This window comes from Sulfurospirillum sp. hDNRA2 (assembly GCF_024206095.2).
Lineage (GTDB): Bacteria > Campylobacterota > Campylobacteria > Campylobacterales > Sulfurospirillaceae > Sulfurospirillum.
Genome location: NZ_CP159800.1, coordinates 1,884,754 through 1,901,119, shown reverse-complemented (window position 1 = coordinate 1,901,119; position 16,366 = coordinate 1,884,754). Strand labels below are relative to the sequence as shown.

The window sequence follows — 16,366 nt, the reverse complement described above, 5'->3', positions numbered from 1 at the left end:
AAGGAAGGTACAAAATGAATAAGTTCAAAGTATTACTGGTTGGCTCATTGGTTGCTATCGGCGCAATGGCATTATTGGCTGGCAATATCACCGAAAAAGAGAAGCAAAGAGTCGAACTTGCTAAAGCACCAAGCGAAGCAGGCATAGAGGGAAAAGCAAAAAGTGAAGAGTGGGCAAAATACTATCCACGTCAGTTTGACTCTTGGAAAAAAACCAAAGAATACGACACGTTTACCGACATGTTGGAAAAAGATCCGGCCCTTGGCGTTATTTGGGCGGGTTATGCATTTTCAAAAGATTACAACTCTCCTCGCGGACACTACTATGCGGTACAAGATAACGTTAACAGTCTTCGTACGGGAGCTCCCGTCGATGCTAAAACGGGACCGCTTCCGACAGCTTGTTGGACATGTAAATCTCCGGACGTTCCTCGTTTGATCGAAGAAGACGGCGAATTGGAATATTTTACGGGTAAATGGGCCAAATACGGTTCTCAAGTGGTTAACTCCATCGGTTGTAGCAACTGCCACGACGACAAAACCGCACAGCTTCGCGCCAGCGTTCCTCAACTCAACCGAGGTTTACAAGCGGCAGGTTTGAAAACGTTTGAAGAGTCCACCCACCAAGAAAAACGCTCTTTAGTCTGTGCGCAATGCCACGTAGAGTATTACTTCCAAAAAACAGATTGGAAAGATGCGAAAGGTGAAGCAAAAACGGCGATGGTCGTGACTTATCCATGGCATAACGGTATCGGTAAAGAGGGAAATGCCGGCGTTGAAGGGATGATCGAATACTACGACAAAATCGGCTTCTCCGACTGGACGAATAGCCTTTCTAAAACACCGATGCTCAAAGCGCAACACCCCGATTACGAGTTCTGGAAAACCGGAATTCACGGACAAAAAGGCGTTTCATGTGCAGACTGTCATATGCCTTATACGCAAGAAGGTGCGGTTAAATACTCCGATCACCAAGTCTTGATGAATCCGCTTAAAGCGATGGATCGTACATGTATGAACTGCCATAGAGAGAGCGAAGAGAAACTTAAAGGCATCGTTCATCAAAAATACGAGCGTAAAGAGTTCCTCAATAAAGTCGCATTGGACAACTTGGCAAAAGCACACCTTGAAACGGCAAAAGCGATCGAAGCGGGTGCTAATGACGACGAGCTTAAAGAGATTCGTAAACTCATTCGCCACGGTCAATTTAAAGTCGATATGGCGATCGCGGGTCACGGAAACTTCTTCCACGCTCCCGAAGAGACCTTACGTTTACTTGCCGCAGGTAGCGACGATGCTCAAAAAGCGCGCATCAAATTGGTCGGCGTACTTGCTAAACACGGCGTGATGGACTATATCGCTCCGGATTTCGATACCAAAGCCAAAGCGCAATCTTTAGCCAAAGTCGATATGGCGGCACTTTCAGCCGAAAAAATGAAGTTTAAACAAACGTTGGAACAAGAGTGGAAAAAAGAGGCGAAAGCCAAAGGTAGAGCCAACCCTGAGCTTTACAAAGATGCCGATACGATCGATAACGGTAAATCTTCGTGGAATAAAAAGTAATCTACTAAACGAAGGGGAGTTTTCCCCTTCGTCTTTTATGTTATACTAAAGCCGCTTACGTCGAAGCTATTTTCGTATCCCATAAAGGCAAATCCGTGTTGATGAAGATATTAGGCTCGTACAAAACCATGCTTTTTCTTTTAAGCTTTCTTGCGTTGGGAGCGGCGGCGGCGACGTTTATCGAAAACGATTTCGGTACGGCAAGCGCACGCATGTACGTCTACAATACGTGGTGGTATGAAGCGTTGCTTGCCGCGGCGTGTTTAAATCTCGCGTCGGTCTTAGCGCGTACGCGCATATACCTTTTGCATCGTGCCAAATTTCTCTTTCACGTTGCGTTGATCGTGATTGCGCTCGGTGCAGGATTGACGCGTTATTTCGGCGTTGAAGGGGTGATGAAAATTCGTGAAAACGCCACGGTCGATTTTATCGTCTCGAATGAAAAAAGCGACATCATCAAACTGCCCTTTGCTTTAAAACTCAACGATTTCGTTTTGGAACGTTACTACGGAAGCTCTGCACCTTCGTCGTATGAGAGCAATGTCACGGTGATCGACGGCGATCGACGTTTCGACGATACGATTGCGATGAACCGTACGTTGGTCTATAAAGGCTACAAATTTTTTCAAACTTTTTACGATCCCGACGAAAAAGGAACGATCCTCTCGGTGACCAAAGACCCCGGCACGGAAGTGACTTACGTCGGATACGCTTTGTTGTTTTTGGGTTTGATGTTAAATCTGTTCGATCCCAAATCGCGTTTTAGAATCCTCATCGCGCAAGCCCAAAAAAGTATGTTAAGCCTCGTTTTGCTGCTCATAAGCACTCAAATACCGCTTTTTTCGCAAAGCGACTACGTGCAAAACTATTTGAACGAGCATCGCGAAAAGAGCCTTGAGGTCGCGAACGCTTTTGGAAAAGTCGTCGTGCAGTCGCGCATGGGACGTATGAAACCGTTTGATACTTTGGCGCAAGAAGTGCTCTACAAACTAAGCGGCAAAAGTACGCTTGAGGGTATGAGCCCGACGCAAATTTCATTAGGCATGCTCTCGCATCCGAGTTTATGGAAAAAACAGGCGATGATACAAACGAAAACGCCTAAACTTCGCGCATTGATCGGGATTGCGAGTGATCAAAAACTGGCGTCTTTTGACGATTTTTTTGACGGATACCGCTACAAACTCGAAACCGAACTTCAAAAAGCGTTGGAGATGAAACCTTCGCATCGGGGCGTTTACGAGAACGATTTGATTAAAACGGACGAGCGTTTGAGCATCGCTTTTATGCTTTACCAAGGCGTTTTGTTTAAGATTTTCCCGCTTCCAAACGACGCACACCGTACGTGGGTTGCTTTTGAGTCGATGTTTACGCAAATTAACGTCGAAGAATCACAGGCTTTACAGGAGAGTTCGACCGCCTTTATCGAAGCGTTGTTTGCGCGCGATTACGACAAAGCTCTTTTACATGTCGACACGTTTACGCGGTTTCAAAACCGATACGGCGCGGACGTGATGCCCTCAAAGACGCACATCAACGTGGAAATTTTTTACAATAAACTGATGCTCTTCGAGCGTTTAACGCTTGCGTATATGGCGGTGGGATGTTTGTTGTTATGCGTTGCGTTTGGGCGCGTTTTTGCGCCGAAGTTTTTTACATGTCGGTTTGATCGTGTGCTTTTTAGCGTCGTTGTCGCGCTCTTTGTCTTGCATACGTTCGGCTTGGCGTTGCGCTGGTACGTCAGTGCTCACGCGCCTTTTAGCGATACCTACGAATCCATCGTCTACATCGCGTGGTCGTGTCTGCTGTTTTGCATGCTTTTTTTACGCCGTTTTATGTTCGCGCTTGCCGGATCGGTGATGATGGCGGCGATTTTTATGTTTACGGCGCATTTGGGGCACATCGATCCGGAAATTACGAACTTGGTTCCGGTGCTAAAATCCTTTTGGCTCTCCGTTCACGTGTCGATTATTACCGCTAGTTACGGCTTTTTGGCTTTGGGATGCGCGCTGGGTTTTTTCACGCTTATTCTCTTTACATGTAAGCCTTCCGAATCGATCGTTCGCCACATCAAACACCTCACGTTGATCAACGAAATTACCTTGATTATCGGGTTGAGCCTTTTGGTTATCGGCAATTTCTTAGGCGGCGTATGGGCGAACGAATCGTGGGGTCGGTATTGGGGTTGGGACCCTAAAGAGACGTGGGCGTATATTTCGATTATCGTCTATACGATCATCTTACATGTCAGGCTTCTTCCCAAGCTCTACTCGCCGTATCTCTTTGCCGTCTTATCGCTTTTGGGATTTAGCGCGATCGTGATGACGTATTTCGGCGTCAATTTTTATTTGGCGGGCAAACATTCGTACGCTTCGGGCGATCCGGTTCCCGTACCTCTTTGGGTGTACGCCTGCCTTGCGGGAACGCTAGCCTTGATCGTCGCATCGTATCCTCATAAAACTTTAAAGGAAAATCATGAAACTACTGTATAGCATTTTAGTCGCACTTGCCTGTTGCGTCGGACTCCACGCAGGCGATATTTACGAAGGCGTCGTCGTCGACGTGATGCAAGGCGGCGGTTACACCTACTTGCAGATCGACGATACGAAAAAACGGTATTGGATCGCGGTTGAGGGCGTTTCGCTCGATAAAGGTACGGAAGTCCGTTTCCAAGAGGAGATGAAGGCTAAAAATTTTGAAAGTAAGGCGTTGGGTCGCACGTTTGACGAGTTGGTCTTCGCTTCCAATCTTCAATACCGCACCCACGTTCAAGAAGCGGGAAATCTTGCATTGATTAACGCGTACGTCGAAGTATCGCCTTATCGGCAAAACGGTACGCTCAGCGTGAAAGAGGCGTGGGAACAACGAACGCAATTGAGCGGTAAAAGCGTTACGATTCGTGGCAAAGTCGTCAAAGCCTCTTCCGCGATTTTAGGACGCAATTGGATTCACATCCAAGACGGTACGGGCGTGAACCGTGAAGTCGGACGCATCGTTTTTACGTCTCAAGAATTGCCCAAAGTCGGTGATATCGTGACCGCGACGGGTATGGTTGCCGTTGACAAAAATTTCGGTTCGGGGTATATTTATAAGATAATCGTTGAAAACGCAACGTTTACAAAATAACACCCAAAGAGTCGCAGATGGCATTAATCGAACATGCCGCCTTAATCGCTCATTTGCCGATTTTTCAGTCGCTCGAAGAGGGCGACATCGAAAAAATCGCACATTTTAGCGGGGTCAAACAGTACCAAAAAGGCGACGTTCTTTTTTACGAGAAAGACAGTAAAGACGCAGTGTATTATATTATCGACGGGTCGGTTAAATTTTACAAAGTCGATCGTTTTGAAAACGAGATTTTCTTGTACAAACTTTTCTCCAAATCGTTGATTTTTAACGTCTCAAAACTCATCGACAGCTTTTTTATCAGTTGTTACGCCAATGCCGAATTTTTAGAAAACAGCACGGTTTTAAGCATTCAAAGCGCGCCGTTTCGCGAGATGATCTACACGAACCATCGCCTTATGACCAAAATCCTCGAAGAGTCCTTTAAGATGATTCAGCAAATGCAGTGTATTATTAGCCGCGACGTCGTGTTTGACGGAACGGCGAAAGTCGCGCACATGTTGATCAACGATCTAGAGACGTTTAATGCCCTCAAAAAGCATGAAATCGCTTACATGTTGCACATTCAACCCGAAACGCTTTCGCGTATTTTAAACAAACTAACGCGTAACGGTGTGATCGAAATCGACAAAAACAACGTCGTCATTTTGAACGCGCAAGAACTTAAAGACATTTACGAATAGGCAAAACGATGATTACACCTAAAACCATCAGCACCAAAATGAAGCTCGCCGGAGGGCTGCTTTCGTTCGTTATTATTGCCATCATCTCGTTAACCGTGATGATGAATCAGATGAGCAAAAAAGACTCTTATATCATCAATATCGCCGGCAAACAGCGTATGCTTTCGCAAAAAATGAGCAAAGAAGTCTTCTTTATCGTGCATCGTCAAGGAAACGATTTTCGTGAACTCAACACCGCGGTCGGGCTTTTTGAAAGTAGCCTGAACGATCTGCTTTACGGCAACGACGCCAAAGGCATTTACGCGCCGCAAAACGAGAAAATCCAAGCTAAACTCGAAGAGGTGATGGCGTATTGGAAGCCTTTTAAACAAGAGGTCGAAGCCTTGAAAAGCGGCATCGAGTCGATTCGTTTGGATACCGAGGTTTTAACGCCGCGCATCGAAAAGCTTTTGTTCCTCTCCGATGCGGTCGTGCAACGCATGGTCGGTGCCAATTTGAGTAACGTGCATATCGATCTTTCGGGTCGCCAACGTATGCTCTCTCAACGTATGGGACTGTACGCCAACCGCTATTTGCGAATGGCAAACGCACAAGACTTGGTTATTTACGCCGACGCCAAAGCCTTGTACGATAAGACGATCAAAGGCTTTTTGAACGATCCCGCCGTGCAAAACGATCCGAAAGTCTACGGAGTCGTGAAAGAGACGAACGCGTATTGGGAAGAGTACGTCGTCTTTTTAGATCGTTTGATCGAAAAAGAGACACAGATCAACCGACACCTTGCGTATATTTACGAAAAAAATATTCAGCTTTTAAACGCGATGGACGAGGCGGTATGGCTCTATACCGACCATAGCGAACATAAAAACGATCTTTTCTTAAAGTTCCAATACATCGGCTTGTTGATCGGTTTGGTGATTATCCTCTATGCGTTCGTGATGACCAAAGAGGTCATCGAGCATCTGGAAGGTTTTGTGCAAAAAGCCAAAGAGTTGGCGCAAGGCGACGTTAACATCGTCACGAAACACCATCTCAACCTCTCTTCCGACAGCGAAGACGAGCTTCAAGAAGCTTCCACGCACATCTCTCAATTTGTGCAAAAGGTCAACCTCGCGATGCAAGAGAGCGAAGACGCGCTTAAAAAAGCCGAAAACGCCGTGTCTCAACTCCAGCAAATCGCCGAAGAGGTCGAAGACGCGATAGAGGGTATGGGTATCGACGAAAACGAAAAAAAGACATTCGATAAAAACGTCAACGCCACCGAAGACATCGCGATCCAATCGGCGGAAAACCTCATTCATGTCAATAAAATGCTTCAAAAGCTCAAACGTAGCCTCAACCAAATGGTCGAAAACGGCACGACGGAGGGCAAAAAAAGCGAGTAAGCTTAATACTTACATGTAAGCTATAAAAACTGGGTCACGATCGGCAAGAAAACGGCGATCAATACGCCGATTAAACCCATCGCTAAGGCGGAAAAGGCGGCGGCGTTTTCGCTGATCTCAAAGGCTCTAGCCGTTCCTACGGCGTGCGAGATGAGTCCGAGTGCAAAGCCTTTGGCGGCATCGTGTTTGATCTTTAAAAGCTTAAACACAAACGTCCCAAAGAGTGCTCCCAAAAGTCCCGTGATGACGACAAATCCGATGGCTAAAGAGGCATTGGCTCCGATGTCTTGCGCAGTGATCAGCGTGATGGGAGCGGTCACAGACTTGGTCGTCATCGAGAGCATCGTAATTTTGGAAGCACCCAAAAGCCATAAAATACCCACTGCACTTAAAATGGTAAAAATTCCACCGGCAAAAAGCGTGATGAAAATAGGCAAAAGGTACGCACGAATCAGTTTGAGGTTTTTGTACAAGGGAAGAGCAAGTGCCACCGTAGCGGGTCCTAGAAAAAAGTGCAAAATGCTGACCGATTCAAAATACTGTTTATAGGGAATGTGCGCGATGATCAGAATGGGAAGCATAATGACGTATGCGATCACAATAGGCTGTAATAACGCGTGTTTGCCCGTTTTTTCGTAAATCAAAATCCCCGCTTTATACGCACTCATCGTAATGATAATCCACGTTAAAGGCGTACTCGTGATATACGCCATGAGCGCATCGACATTCATCGCTCTTCCTTTTTTGAAATTAAAATATCCATCAGTTTCACGCTAAAAGCGAGCGATAAAAAGGTTCCCGCAATTAAGGAAGCTAGAATGGCAAACAGTTCGTTTGAAATCGTCTCCACCTGTGTGATGATGCCCGCCGCCGCAGGAATTATAAACAGCGGCAAATAGCGTAACAACCAAAAAACGGCATTGTCTAACGCATGAAAACTTCCTTTTCGTATGACTAAAAAAAGTAAGAGTAAAACCATACCGATGATGGGGCCTGGGATTTTAAGCTCAAAAAGTTTGCTGATGCACTCTCCCGCAAATTGGAAGAGCAAAAGGGTCAAGATACCGTGTAACATGGCTTTCCTAAAGGGTGGTATGAAAAAGATGATTATACAAAATTTAGTCCCGATGTGCTCGATAGCGTTTGATGAAACGCTTCGGAGAGACGCCTAGCCAAAATAAAAAGCTTAAAACGCGGTTGCGAAGCGTCGTGTACACAAAGCCTTCTTGATGCCATCGTCGTGAAGAGGTCAACACCGTTTCGCTTCGTATGACGATCGGTACATGTTGCTTTTTGAGGCGTCGCATGATCTCCACGTCTTCCATCAACGCAATGTCGGCAAAACCGCCTTGTTCGCGTAGAAACGGCGTCGAGAAAAAGAGGGCTTGGTCGCCGTAGGGAACGCGTGTCAGTTTTGCGCGAAGATTGGCGGCGTTTTCGATAAAACGAAACCACGGATGCGCATCGTCGATCGCCAATGAAAACGCTCCCGCACACGTGACATGTAAGGTTTCTTCGACCAAACGATCCCAAGCGTCGGGAAGCAATGTGTCCGCATGTAAAAACAGCACGGTTTCTCCTTGCGCCATCAAAAGCCCTTCGTTCATCTGCGCGGCACGCCCTTGTCGGCTAAATCCGATGCGAACGTTTTCCAATGCCACGGCATCGACGGTGGTTCTCTCATCGGTGTCGACGACGATGATTTCGACGGAAGCCGTTTGCGCTCGCTGACGCGTTTGAGCAATGATCTTTTGTAACCGCTCATCTTCGCGATATACGGGCAAGACGACGCTGATGCGCGGAAGCGTTTTTAAGAGGGCTTGCGCGTAGGTATGAAACGCAAAAGAGGCTTTAAAGGCAAGGGCTCTAAGATCGTCCAAGGTATCAAGGTCGTGAAGCGTTTTGCCTTGAGCGACCACGAGAGGAAAAAGCGCATCGAGCGTTTTGGCAAAAACGTCGCTTTGCGAATAGACGATATGCTTAAATGCCTTGGGCGTGAAGGTCGTTGCGTGAAAGCCGATGAGGTAATAGCCGCCGTCATACGTCGGCGAGCAAATCGCATCGTGCGATGCAAGTGTATCAAATGCTTCGTTTAAAAGCGGTGCGTCGATGTCGGGAATATCCGCTCCGACCAAGACGACGCGCTCGTAGCCTTGCGCAAAACAGTGCCGAAACGCGTTTTGCATACGTGCTCCCAAGTCCTCGCCTTCTTGAAAAAAGAGACCGAAAGAGCCTTCAAACGGCGGTATGGCGTGTTGAGCGTCGCCGTAAGCGATGAAGCGATCGACGGTTTCGTCGACTTCAAGTGCCAAAAGCCGTTCGCACAAAAGCGTGTAGCATCGAGTCGCCGCTTGGTTGCCGATGCTTTTTGCAAGGCGCGTTTTGACGTCACCTTCTTTGGGAGCTTTGAGAAAATAAATTAGCGCGTTTTGGGACATAAGCGACGCTCCACGCGTGCGAGAAAATCTTCAAGCGATTCTACATGTAAGCATGCTTCGACCAAATCGATCGCCAAGGTTTCGCTTAAGGCATATGCTTGGGCTTTTTGCGATACGTTCGGTAAAGCTTCGAGCGGCTTGGCTTTCGCCGGAACGAGCAAACGTCGGTACAACTCCGCACCGCAAAAACCGACGCTTTCGCGTAAAAACGCTAACGAGACGGTATGTGCACGCGCCTCAAAACCGCGAAAGAAGGCTTGTATGCGTTTTGTGTAGTGCACTGCTTGATCGCTACAATAGGCATGAATTTCATCAAAAAGAATGTGTGCGATCAAAACGCCCGCGTCAAATCCCAAAGGGCCGAAAAAGGCGAACTCCGCATCGATGATTTTGAGATCGCAGCCATCACTCATGACCGATCCCGTATGCAAATCACCGTGTAAAAGGTGCTCTTTGGCTTCTAAAAAACGCGTCCTAAGCCAAGCGATCGTCGCGTCGAAATGCGGGCTCTTCGGGCGCGGCGTGAAGTAGGGTACGCGAACGAGGGCGGGATGATCGGCGATATGGGGAAAGCAAAAAATATACTCGTCGCTGATACGCTTCAACGCCGCGTTTTCGTAATAACCCTCCAAACGAGGCGGCGGTGTATTTAAAAAAAGCAAAGCTAAAAAATCGCCCAGTTTTTCGTAAATGGGAAGCGGCACGTCGGAGCGGTTTTGCATCAAACGAAACTCCCGCAAATCTTCCATGGCAAAGCAGAAACGCTCCTCGCCGCACAGGTAAACGTGCGGTACGTACGAAGGCGCGATGGTTTGAAAATAACGCATCGTATGCATCTCCGCGCAGATACGTTCTTGCGTCAAAGCAAACGCTTCTCCGAGCATACGAAGGTAAGGCGGCGCATGCTTGATAATCAACGAATTTCCGGATACGCTTTGTACACGAAAGATAAAATTTAAATTACCTCCGCCGATTTCGTAAACATCGTAACGATCGTGCTTTAATACTTTTCCTAAAACGCTTTGCGCGGCTACGTAACGCGCAATATCTTCAACTGTCATACGAGAGAACGCTCCTTTTAAAACGACGGTACTTTTTAAATCAGTCAAGAAACGTTGACCGATTTAACCTCGTTGTAAGTTACAAAAGTTTATCATTGTACCACATCATGTAACGGCTTAAGGCTTAAGCGTACATCAAAAAAGACATGACCTCCTTTGTGCTCTTCTTTGTCATACTTCCCACTTTAGGTTCGTTACATGTCATTTCCTAAAGGAGTAATCCATGAAAATACTCGCGATAAGCGCAGTGGTATTGACGGCTTTGTTGACGCTTGGTTGCGGCGGTAAAGTCAAAGAAAATGCCAAATACAACTACATTACCGCCGACGAAACGGCAAAGTTGATGCGTGAGGACGCTTCCAAACTCGTGTTAGTCGACATTCAAGAAAAACCCGATTTTGAAGAGGAGCATCTCAAAGGTGCTATTTCAACGTATGCCTATCCGGTTAAAACCGATGCGGAAAAAGCACGTTTAGCGGAGCTTTTGCCGAACATTAAACCCGATCAAAAAGTGGTCATCGTCTGCCCAAGAGGCGGCGGAGGAGCCGATAGAGCGTATGATTTTTACTTGGAAAAAGGGCTCAAAAAAGAGCAACTCTTTACGCTTAAAGGCGGTCAATACGAATGGCCGAGAGATAAAATTAAAGACGTGTTAGACAAATAATGACGCGAATGCACAAACGGGCGGTACTGCTTTTAAGCGGTATCGTTCTCATCGCCTTAATAGTGCTTCCCAGCTCTCGTGCACTGTTTTTAGGCTGGATCGCGCTTTTTCAAGGGCTCGATTTGGAAGTGATTAAGGCGTATATTTTATCGTTCGGGGTTTGGGCACCGTTGATTTCGTTTGCGCTGATGGTGTTTCAATCGGTCATGGCACCTTTGCCGGCGTTTCTCATTACCTTTGCCAATGCGGCGTTGTTCGGTTGGCTTTGGGGTGCGGCACTTTCGTGGACGAGTGCGATGGCGGGCGCGCTTTTGTGTTTTTACATCGCTCGATTTTTAGGGCGCGAAGTCGTCGAAAAACTAACCTCGAAGATGGCGTTGGAAAGCGTGGACGCTTTTTTTGAAAAACACGGCGTGTACGCGATTTTGATTGCGCGATTGCTTCCGTTTATCTCTTTTGACGTGGTCAGTTACGCCGCGGGGTTGACGTCGATGCGCCTTAGCTCGTTTGTGATCGCTACGGGCATCGGGCAATTACCGGCGACGCTCGTGTATTCGTATGCCGGAGAGATGTTAACGGGCGGGGCGAGAACGTTCGTGTACGGCTTGTTGATTCTTTTTTCCGTGACGATTTTGGTCTATCTCATCCAACGGGTGTATCGTGGACGCTAAGATTGCGCAGTATCTTGAAACGTGCTTGGACTGTAAGGCGTGCATGAAAGGGTGTCCGATGCTGTACGCGCACACCGATTCGCCTAAAAATTTACTGCTTCGCTTTACGCGCGAAAAACCGAGCTCAGCAACGGCATTTTCGTGTGCGTCGTGCGGTTTGTGCGCGCACGTGTGCCCGAAAGATATTGATTTTGGGGCACTCTTTCAAGGCACGAAAGAACACTACGCCGCCGATCAAAAGGTTTTGAAAAAATACGGTTACGGTGCGGTCATGTTTCACCAAAAACAGAGTTTTTCAAAACGTTTTTCAACGCTCAAATCGTTTACGGCTGGAGCGTATAGGCATATGGCGTTTATGCCCGGGTGCGCTCTTTCTTCGTACTCGCCTTCGCTGATTTATACGGTTTTCGATTATTTGCGTTCACAATTGCCCGGTATCGGCATCATTCAGCAGTGTTGCGGTACGCCCACGCGTATGATGGGCGATACGGCGCAGTTTCACATCTACCGATCGCGCTTGGAGAGCGACCTTGCCGCGATGGGAGCGACGACGGTCGTAACGGCATGCGAGAATTGCTATATGAGTATCAAAAACCATTCGCCGCATATTACGATTGTATCGCTCTATTCGCTTTTAAACGAGATCGGTGTTCCGAAAACCGCGATCGATCGCTACCGTTCGTACGATGCGGTCGCTCTGCACGACCCTTGTCCCACGCGCTTTGAGAGCGCATTACAAGAGGACGTGAGGGCTTTGATGCATACGATCGGTCTTTCGTTTGAAGAGTTCAAATTTAACCGCGATAAAACGCAGTGTTGCGGAAGCGGAGGTATGATGGAACTCAGCGCGCCGCATCTTGCTAAAGCGCAGATGCAAAGCAGAGCCGCTCAAACGCAATGCGAAAGCATCGTGAGCTACTGCCAAAGTTGCGCCGAGTCGATGAGCAAAGGCGGCAAAAACGGGCTTCATCTGTTAGACTTTATCTTTATGCCGCATCGCCTCAAGCGTCAAGCCAAGCAAGGCGTTCTCAAAAAGTGGTACAACCGTTACCGTTCACGTCGTATGATCGAACGCTTGTAAGCGCGTTTTGAAAAGGATTTTCCATGAAAAAAGCACTTCTTTTTTTAGCGTTCGGACTGTTAATGTTCTTTTTCTATCGAAGCGGTATTCTCTCGTTTGAACAAGTCGAAGCGATTAAGGCGTTCGTTTTGAGCTTCGGTATGTATGCGCCGTTGATATTTATTGTACTCTTTACGTTAGCGCCGCTCGTATTTTTTCCCGACGGGATTTTAGCGTTGGCGGGCGGACTCATTTTCGGCTTTACGATAGGCAGCGTTTACATTATCGTCGGCGCGCTTTGCGGCGGGTCGTTGTCGTTTTTCCTTGCCCGTTGGTACGGTAAAAAGATGCATGCAAAGCTCTCGAACGAGAAGCTGATTCATTTTCATCGCAGTGTACAGTCTCACGGTTTTTTGATGATTTTACTGTTGCGCTTGGTGCCGTTGGTTCCCTTTAACATCATCAGCTATTCGGCGGGTTTTTCGACGATTCGCTACCGCGATTTTTTCTTTGCGACATTTTTGGGTATGATGCCCGGCGTATTCGTCTATGCCAATATCGGCGCAAAAACCTTGGCGTTCGGTACGGCGGATTTTTGGATAAGTATTGCGTTGATGGTTCTTTTAGTCATTGTCTCGATGCTCCTTCGAGGCTATGTTCAAAAACGAGTGAAGAGGTATGAAACCCGTGAGTTACACTGAAACGATCCGTGAAGAGATCAATGATTTTAGGTCTTCGTGGCAAAAAATTACGTATAAAAACCGTGCAATCTACGTCTACGAACACGGTGCCGATTGGTTTATTCCCAATGCCGAAGCCGACTTTTTACTGCAACAAGGCGACGTGCATTTTCAAAAACGTATCGCCGTACCCAATCCGCGCGTTTATCGTCCCAAATACGAAACGAAAGCTCCTTCTTTAGCGGAATTTTGGATTCACCTGACCAACCGATGCAATCTGACATGTAAGCATTGTCTGTTTAGTTCTTCGCCCGAAGAGAACGACATGTTAGCCTTTGAGACGATTCAAAAGCATCTGCAAGAGGCGTATGCGCTCGGGTGTCGATTGTTTATCGTCACCGGCGGCGAACCTTTGGTGCATCCGCGCTTTTTAGAGCTGATCGAGACGATTTTGAACTACGAAGCGACGAACGTCGTTGTCCTTACAAACGGCGTTTTGGTGCAAAAAGTTTTTTCAGCCGCTTCGTATGATTCCAAACGTCTTTTGTTTCAAATCAGCGTAGACGGACTGGAAGCCGAACACGACGCGCTTCGAGGCAAAGGCACGTTTGCCAAGGTCTTGCGTAACGCGGCATGGCTTCGAGACAACGCGTATGCGTTTTCGTTCTCTTTTTGCGTTCATCCCCAAAACCTTCATACGCTTTTAGGCCTGATCGATACGACGAAAAATGCGGGAGCGACGCATCTGCATCTGTTATGGTATTTTGTGCGCGGACGCGGGAGCGACGCTCGTATCGTGCCGACGGACGTACTGTTGGAAGCGTTACTCAAAGCTTACATGTACGCATGCGAACACGGCGTTACGATCGACAATTTCGAAGCGTTAAAAACCCAAATTTTTGCCCCCAAAGGCACGGTTCACGACGGTTCGAGTTCCGGACGCAGTTCCGTGGCTTTAGGCTATGACGGACGGTTTTATCCGAGTGCGGCAACCGTTGGGGAATGCGAATTGGTGATGCGAGGCGATACGATTGCCGAAGCTTTGAAAAGCGAGACGGCCGAACGCATCGCCCGAAGTTCCGTCGTCGATTTGAAAACGCCGTTGCGGTTTTTATTGGGAGGCGGCGATTTGGATCATAGTTTCAATCATGCTCGAACTTTGATGGGCGATGATCCTTACGAGCCTTTAATGCGTGCTTTGGCGATGGAAATGATGCTTGCCGAGGCGGCTTCGTACGAACCGAAAAAAGCCGGTTTGTGTTTGGAAATGGGCGATATTTTGTACACTTGCGGCGCGCATGAGGGAGTGGCGCACACGCATGCGAATTGTATGATCGCCACCGGAGAAAGCGAATCGCTTCGCATCGTTAAAGCGTTTTACCATGATGCGGCGTTGGAAGATAAAGCGGATATTTTAAATCCCGTATGCTACGATGAGGCGTTACTCTCGCACATTCCCGAGGCGTTGCGCTTTCGAGGCTACGGTTGCGGCAGTCCGATTCTCGAAGCCGATTTAAAAGAGGGCGAGACGATGCTCGATCTAGGTTCGGGTCGAGGTGTGGAGTGCTTCATCGCTTCCAAACTCGTGGGAAAAAACGGACGCGTTATCGGCGTCGATATGCTTCCCTCGATGTTGCGTATCGCCCAAGAAGGCGCAAAAGCGGTCGCCCAAAACCTTGGATACGATAATCTATCGTTTTATCAAGGCTATTTGGAAGCCTTACCTTTAGACGATGCCAGCGTCGACGTTGTAACTTCCAATTGCGTGCTCAATCTTTCCACGCACAAACGCAAACTCTTCGCACAAATCTTTCGCGTCTTAAAAGAGGGCGGAAGGCTCGTCGTTTCGGACGTCGTGTGCGACGAAGAAGCGAGTGCGGGCATTAAAAACGATGCCAAACTCGGCGGCGAGTGCATTGCGGGTGCTTTGAGCCAAACGCATTTAACGGGTTTACTTGCCGAGAGCGGTTTTACGAACGTTCGTTTAGTGAAACGCTTCTTTTACCGCGAGGTACAAGGACATCCTTTTTATTCGTTGAGTTTTGAAGCGTACAAACCCTCGCATGAAACGTACGTCGACGTGATGTACAAGGGTGAGGGAGAGCGTTTGGTTCTCGAAGAGGGTATCGTTCTTTACAAAGGCGTTAAAACCAAAGTTCGAGCCCGTACGGCAAAGGCATTGCAAAGCGTTTTATTTTGTTTCGACGCGGAGGGTAACATCGTCAATCAAGAAGGTGCTGCTTGCAACTGCGCGCTCCCTCCGGAGTCGAAACCGTCGTTACGAAGCCTTGCGGCGGAAAGTTTCGGGCTCATAACACCTAAAGCCGCGCACGATTGTATGGTCTGTAAAGCACCTTTGCACTATGAAACGACGGTGCAAGAGGTCGTGTGCCATTATTGCCATAGCGTACATCTAAGTAGCGTGACATGTGAAAACGGGCATTACGTGTGTGATGCTTGCCACGCTAAAGACGCACTTGCGGTTATCGAGCATTTGTGCCGAAGCTCTCAAGAACGCGACATGTTAAAACTTTTCAAGCAGATCAGGGCGCATCCGAGCATTCCCAAACACGGTCCCGAACACCATGCGATGGTGCCTGCCATCATCGTGACCGCTTATCGCAATAGCGGCGGTAAACTCCCCGAAAATGCGCTCAAAACGGCTCTATCTCGAGGCTCAAGCGTGATTGGAGGCGCGTGCGGATTTTTAGGAATGTGCGGCGCGGCGGCGGGTGTGGGAATCGGATTTGCGATTTTGCTGGAAGCCTCGCCCGTGGCAAAAACGGCACGTTCTCAAGCGCAAAAAGTAACGCATGCGGTTTTGGGCAAAATTGCCGAATACGAAGCGGCGCGCTGCTGCAACCGAGAAGTCTGGACGGCACTCACGATCGCCTCTTCCTTGTCGGAAGATTTCTTACATGTCAGGCTTTGGGCGGAAGAGCAGACGAAGTGTGACCAGAAGAAATTTAATGCGTATTGCTACGGCAAAAAGTGCCCGATATTTTAGGATAATTGTGGGTTAAGATGGCGTAGCGCGTA

At 47.9% G+C, this 16,366-nt stretch carries 14 protein-coding genes; 10 read left to right on the top strand and 4 right to left on the bottom strand.

The window, feature by feature from the left end; translation table 11 throughout:
• The first annotated feature begins 14 nt into the window (after window positions 1-14).
• From nrfA to NL930_RS09335, 5 genes are all read left to right on the top strand, one after another.
• Window positions 15-1,562 (top strand): ammonia-forming cytochrome c nitrite reductase, encoded by a 1,548-nt coding sequence (nrfA, locus tag NL930_RS09355; RefSeq protein WP_254376506.1) that lies wholly within the window; start codon window positions 15-17, stop codon window positions 1,560-1,562.
• A gap of 101 nt (window positions 1,563-1,663) precedes the next feature.
• Window positions 1,664-4,051, top strand: coding sequence for a cytochrome c biogenesis protein CcsA (gene ccsA, locus NL930_RS09350; protein WP_254376969.1), 2,388 nt, complete (start codon window positions 1,664-1,666; stop codon window positions 4,049-4,051).
• A complete protein-coding gene (locus tag NL930_RS09345; RefSeq protein ID WP_254376505.1) occupies window positions 4,035-4,685 on the top strand; it encodes a hypothetical protein in 651 nt (216 codons plus the stop codon). Before ccsA ends, NL930_RS09345 begins: the two co-directional genes overlap by 17 nt.
• A gap of 17 nt (window positions 4,686-4,702) precedes the next feature.
• Window positions 4,703-5,368, top strand: a complete 666-nt coding sequence (locus tag NL930_RS09340) for a Crp/Fnr family transcriptional regulator (RefSeq protein ID WP_254376504.1) — start codon at window positions 4,703-4,705, stop codon at window positions 5,366-5,368.
• Between the two features lie 8 nt (window positions 5,369-5,376).
• Window positions 5,377-6,753, top strand: coding sequence for a type IV pili methyl-accepting chemotaxis transducer N-terminal domain-containing protein (locus NL930_RS09335; RefSeq protein ID WP_254376503.1), 1,377 nt, complete (start codon window positions 5,377-5,379; stop codon window positions 6,751-6,753).
• A gap of 20 nt (window positions 6,754-6,773) precedes the next feature.
• Here NL930_RS09335 and NL930_RS09330 read toward each other — a convergent pair whose 3' ends face one another.
• The 4 genes from NL930_RS09330 to NL930_RS09315 are packed head-to-tail and all read right to left on the bottom strand — an operon-like array spanning window position 6,774 to window position 10,252.
• Window positions 6,774-7,484: an LrgB family protein gene (locus NL930_RS09330; RefSeq protein WP_254376502.1), complete on the bottom strand. Its 711-nt coding sequence runs from the start codon at window positions 7,482-7,484 to the stop codon at window positions 6,774-6,776.
• On the bottom strand, window positions 7,481-7,828 hold the full coding sequence (locus NL930_RS09325; RefSeq protein ID WP_254376501.1) for a CidA/LrgA family protein: 348 nt from the start codon (window positions 7,826-7,828) through the stop codon (window positions 7,481-7,483). The genes NL930_RS09330 and NL930_RS09325 overlap by 4 nt, the downstream gene beginning before the upstream one ends.
• Before the next feature lie 43 nt (window positions 7,829-7,871).
• The gene (locus NL930_RS09320; RefSeq protein ID WP_254376500.1) at window positions 7,872-9,191 is read right to left on the bottom strand and encodes a TIGR04283 family arsenosugar biosynthesis glycosyltransferase; all 1,320 of its coding nucleotides are present in this window, start codon (window positions 9,189-9,191) and stop codon (window positions 7,872-7,874) included.
• Window positions 9,173-10,252: a phosphotransferase gene (locus tag NL930_RS09315; protein WP_254376499.1), complete on the bottom strand. Its 1,080-nt coding sequence runs from the start codon at window positions 10,250-10,252 to the stop codon at window positions 9,173-9,175. The genes NL930_RS09320 and NL930_RS09315 overlap by 19 nt, the downstream gene beginning before the upstream one ends.
• 223 nt (window positions 10,253-10,475) lie before the next feature.
• Between NL930_RS09315 and NL930_RS09310 the strand changes: the two genes are divergently transcribed.
• From NL930_RS09310 to NL930_RS09290, 5 genes are read left to right on the top strand one after another with little or no spacing between them, the layout of a single operon-like run.
• Window positions 10,476-10,916: a rhodanese-like domain-containing protein gene (locus NL930_RS09310; protein WP_052435265.1), complete on the top strand. Its 441-nt coding sequence runs from the start codon at window positions 10,476-10,478 to the stop codon at window positions 10,914-10,916.
• Window positions 10,916-11,587 (top strand): TVP38/TMEM64 family protein, encoded by a 672-nt coding sequence (locus NL930_RS09305; protein WP_039675486.1) that lies wholly within the window; start codon window positions 10,916-10,918, stop codon window positions 11,585-11,587. Before NL930_RS09310 ends, NL930_RS09305 begins: the two co-directional genes overlap by 1 nt.
• A complete protein-coding gene (locus NL930_RS09300) occupies window positions 11,577-12,668 on the top strand; it encodes a heterodisulfide reductase-related iron-sulfur binding cluster (protein ID WP_254376498.1) in 1,092 nt (363 codons plus the stop codon). The genes NL930_RS09305 and NL930_RS09300 overlap by 11 nt, the downstream gene beginning before the upstream one ends.
• Window positions 12,669-12,691: 23 nt before the next feature.
• Window positions 12,692-13,348, top strand: a complete 657-nt coding sequence (locus NL930_RS09295; RefSeq protein WP_254376497.1) for a TVP38/TMEM64 family protein — start codon at window positions 12,692-12,694, stop codon at window positions 13,346-13,348.
• Window positions 13,326-16,334 carry a DUF5714 domain-containing protein gene (locus tag NL930_RS09290; protein WP_254376496.1) on the top strand — a complete coding sequence of 1,003 codons (3,009 nt, stop codon included), beginning with the start codon at window positions 13,326-13,328 and terminating at the stop codon, window positions 16,332-16,334. The genes NL930_RS09295 and NL930_RS09290 overlap by 23 nt, the downstream gene beginning before the upstream one ends.
• Window positions 16,335-16,366 lie beyond the last annotated feature (32 nt).

Coding starts and splice junctions, on each gene's coding strand:
- nrfA (WP_254376506.1), top strand. CDS start 15: ATGAATAAGTTCAAAGTATTACTGGTTGGCTCATTGGTTGCTATCGGC.
- ccsA (WP_254376969.1), top strand. CDS start 1,664: ATGAAGATATTAGGCTCGTACAAAACCATGCTTTTTCTTTTAAGCTTT.
- NL930_RS09345 (WP_254376505.1), top strand. CDS start 4,035: ATGAAACTACTGTATAGCATTTTAGTCGCACTTGCCTGTTGCGTCGGA.
- NL930_RS09340 (WP_254376504.1), top strand. CDS start 4,703: ATGGCATTAATCGAACATGCCGCCTTAATCGCTCATTTGCCGATTTTT.
- NL930_RS09335 (WP_254376503.1), top strand. CDS start 5,377: ATGATTACACCTAAAACCATCAGCACCAAAATGAAGCTCGCCGGAGGG.
- NL930_RS09330 (WP_254376502.1), bottom strand. CDS start 7,484: ATGAATGTCGATGCGCTCATGGCGTATATCACGAGTACGCCTTTAACG.
- NL930_RS09325 (WP_254376501.1), bottom strand. CDS start 7,828: ATGTTACACGGTATCTTGACCCTTTTGCTCTTCCAATTTGCGGGAGAG.
- NL930_RS09320 (WP_254376500.1), bottom strand. CDS start 9,191: ATGTCCCAAAACGCGCTAATTTATTTTCTCAAAGCTCCCAAAGAAGGT.
- NL930_RS09315 (WP_254376499.1), bottom strand. CDS start 10,252: ATGACAGTTGAAGATATTGCGCGTTACGTAGCCGCGCAAAGCGTTTTA.
- NL930_RS09310 (WP_052435265.1), top strand. CDS start 10,476: ATGAAAATACTCGCGATAAGCGCAGTGGTATTGACGGCTTTGTTGACG.
- NL930_RS09305 (WP_039675486.1), top strand. CDS start 10,916: ATGACGCGAATGCACAAACGGGCGGTACTGCTTTTAAGCGGTATCGTT.
- NL930_RS09295 (WP_254376497.1), top strand. CDS start 12,692: ATGAAAAAAGCACTTCTTTTTTTAGCGTTCGGACTGTTAATGTTCTTT.
- NL930_RS09290 (WP_254376496.1), top strand. CDS start 13,326: ATGAAACCCGTGAGTTACACTGAAACGATCCGTGAAGAGATCAATGAT.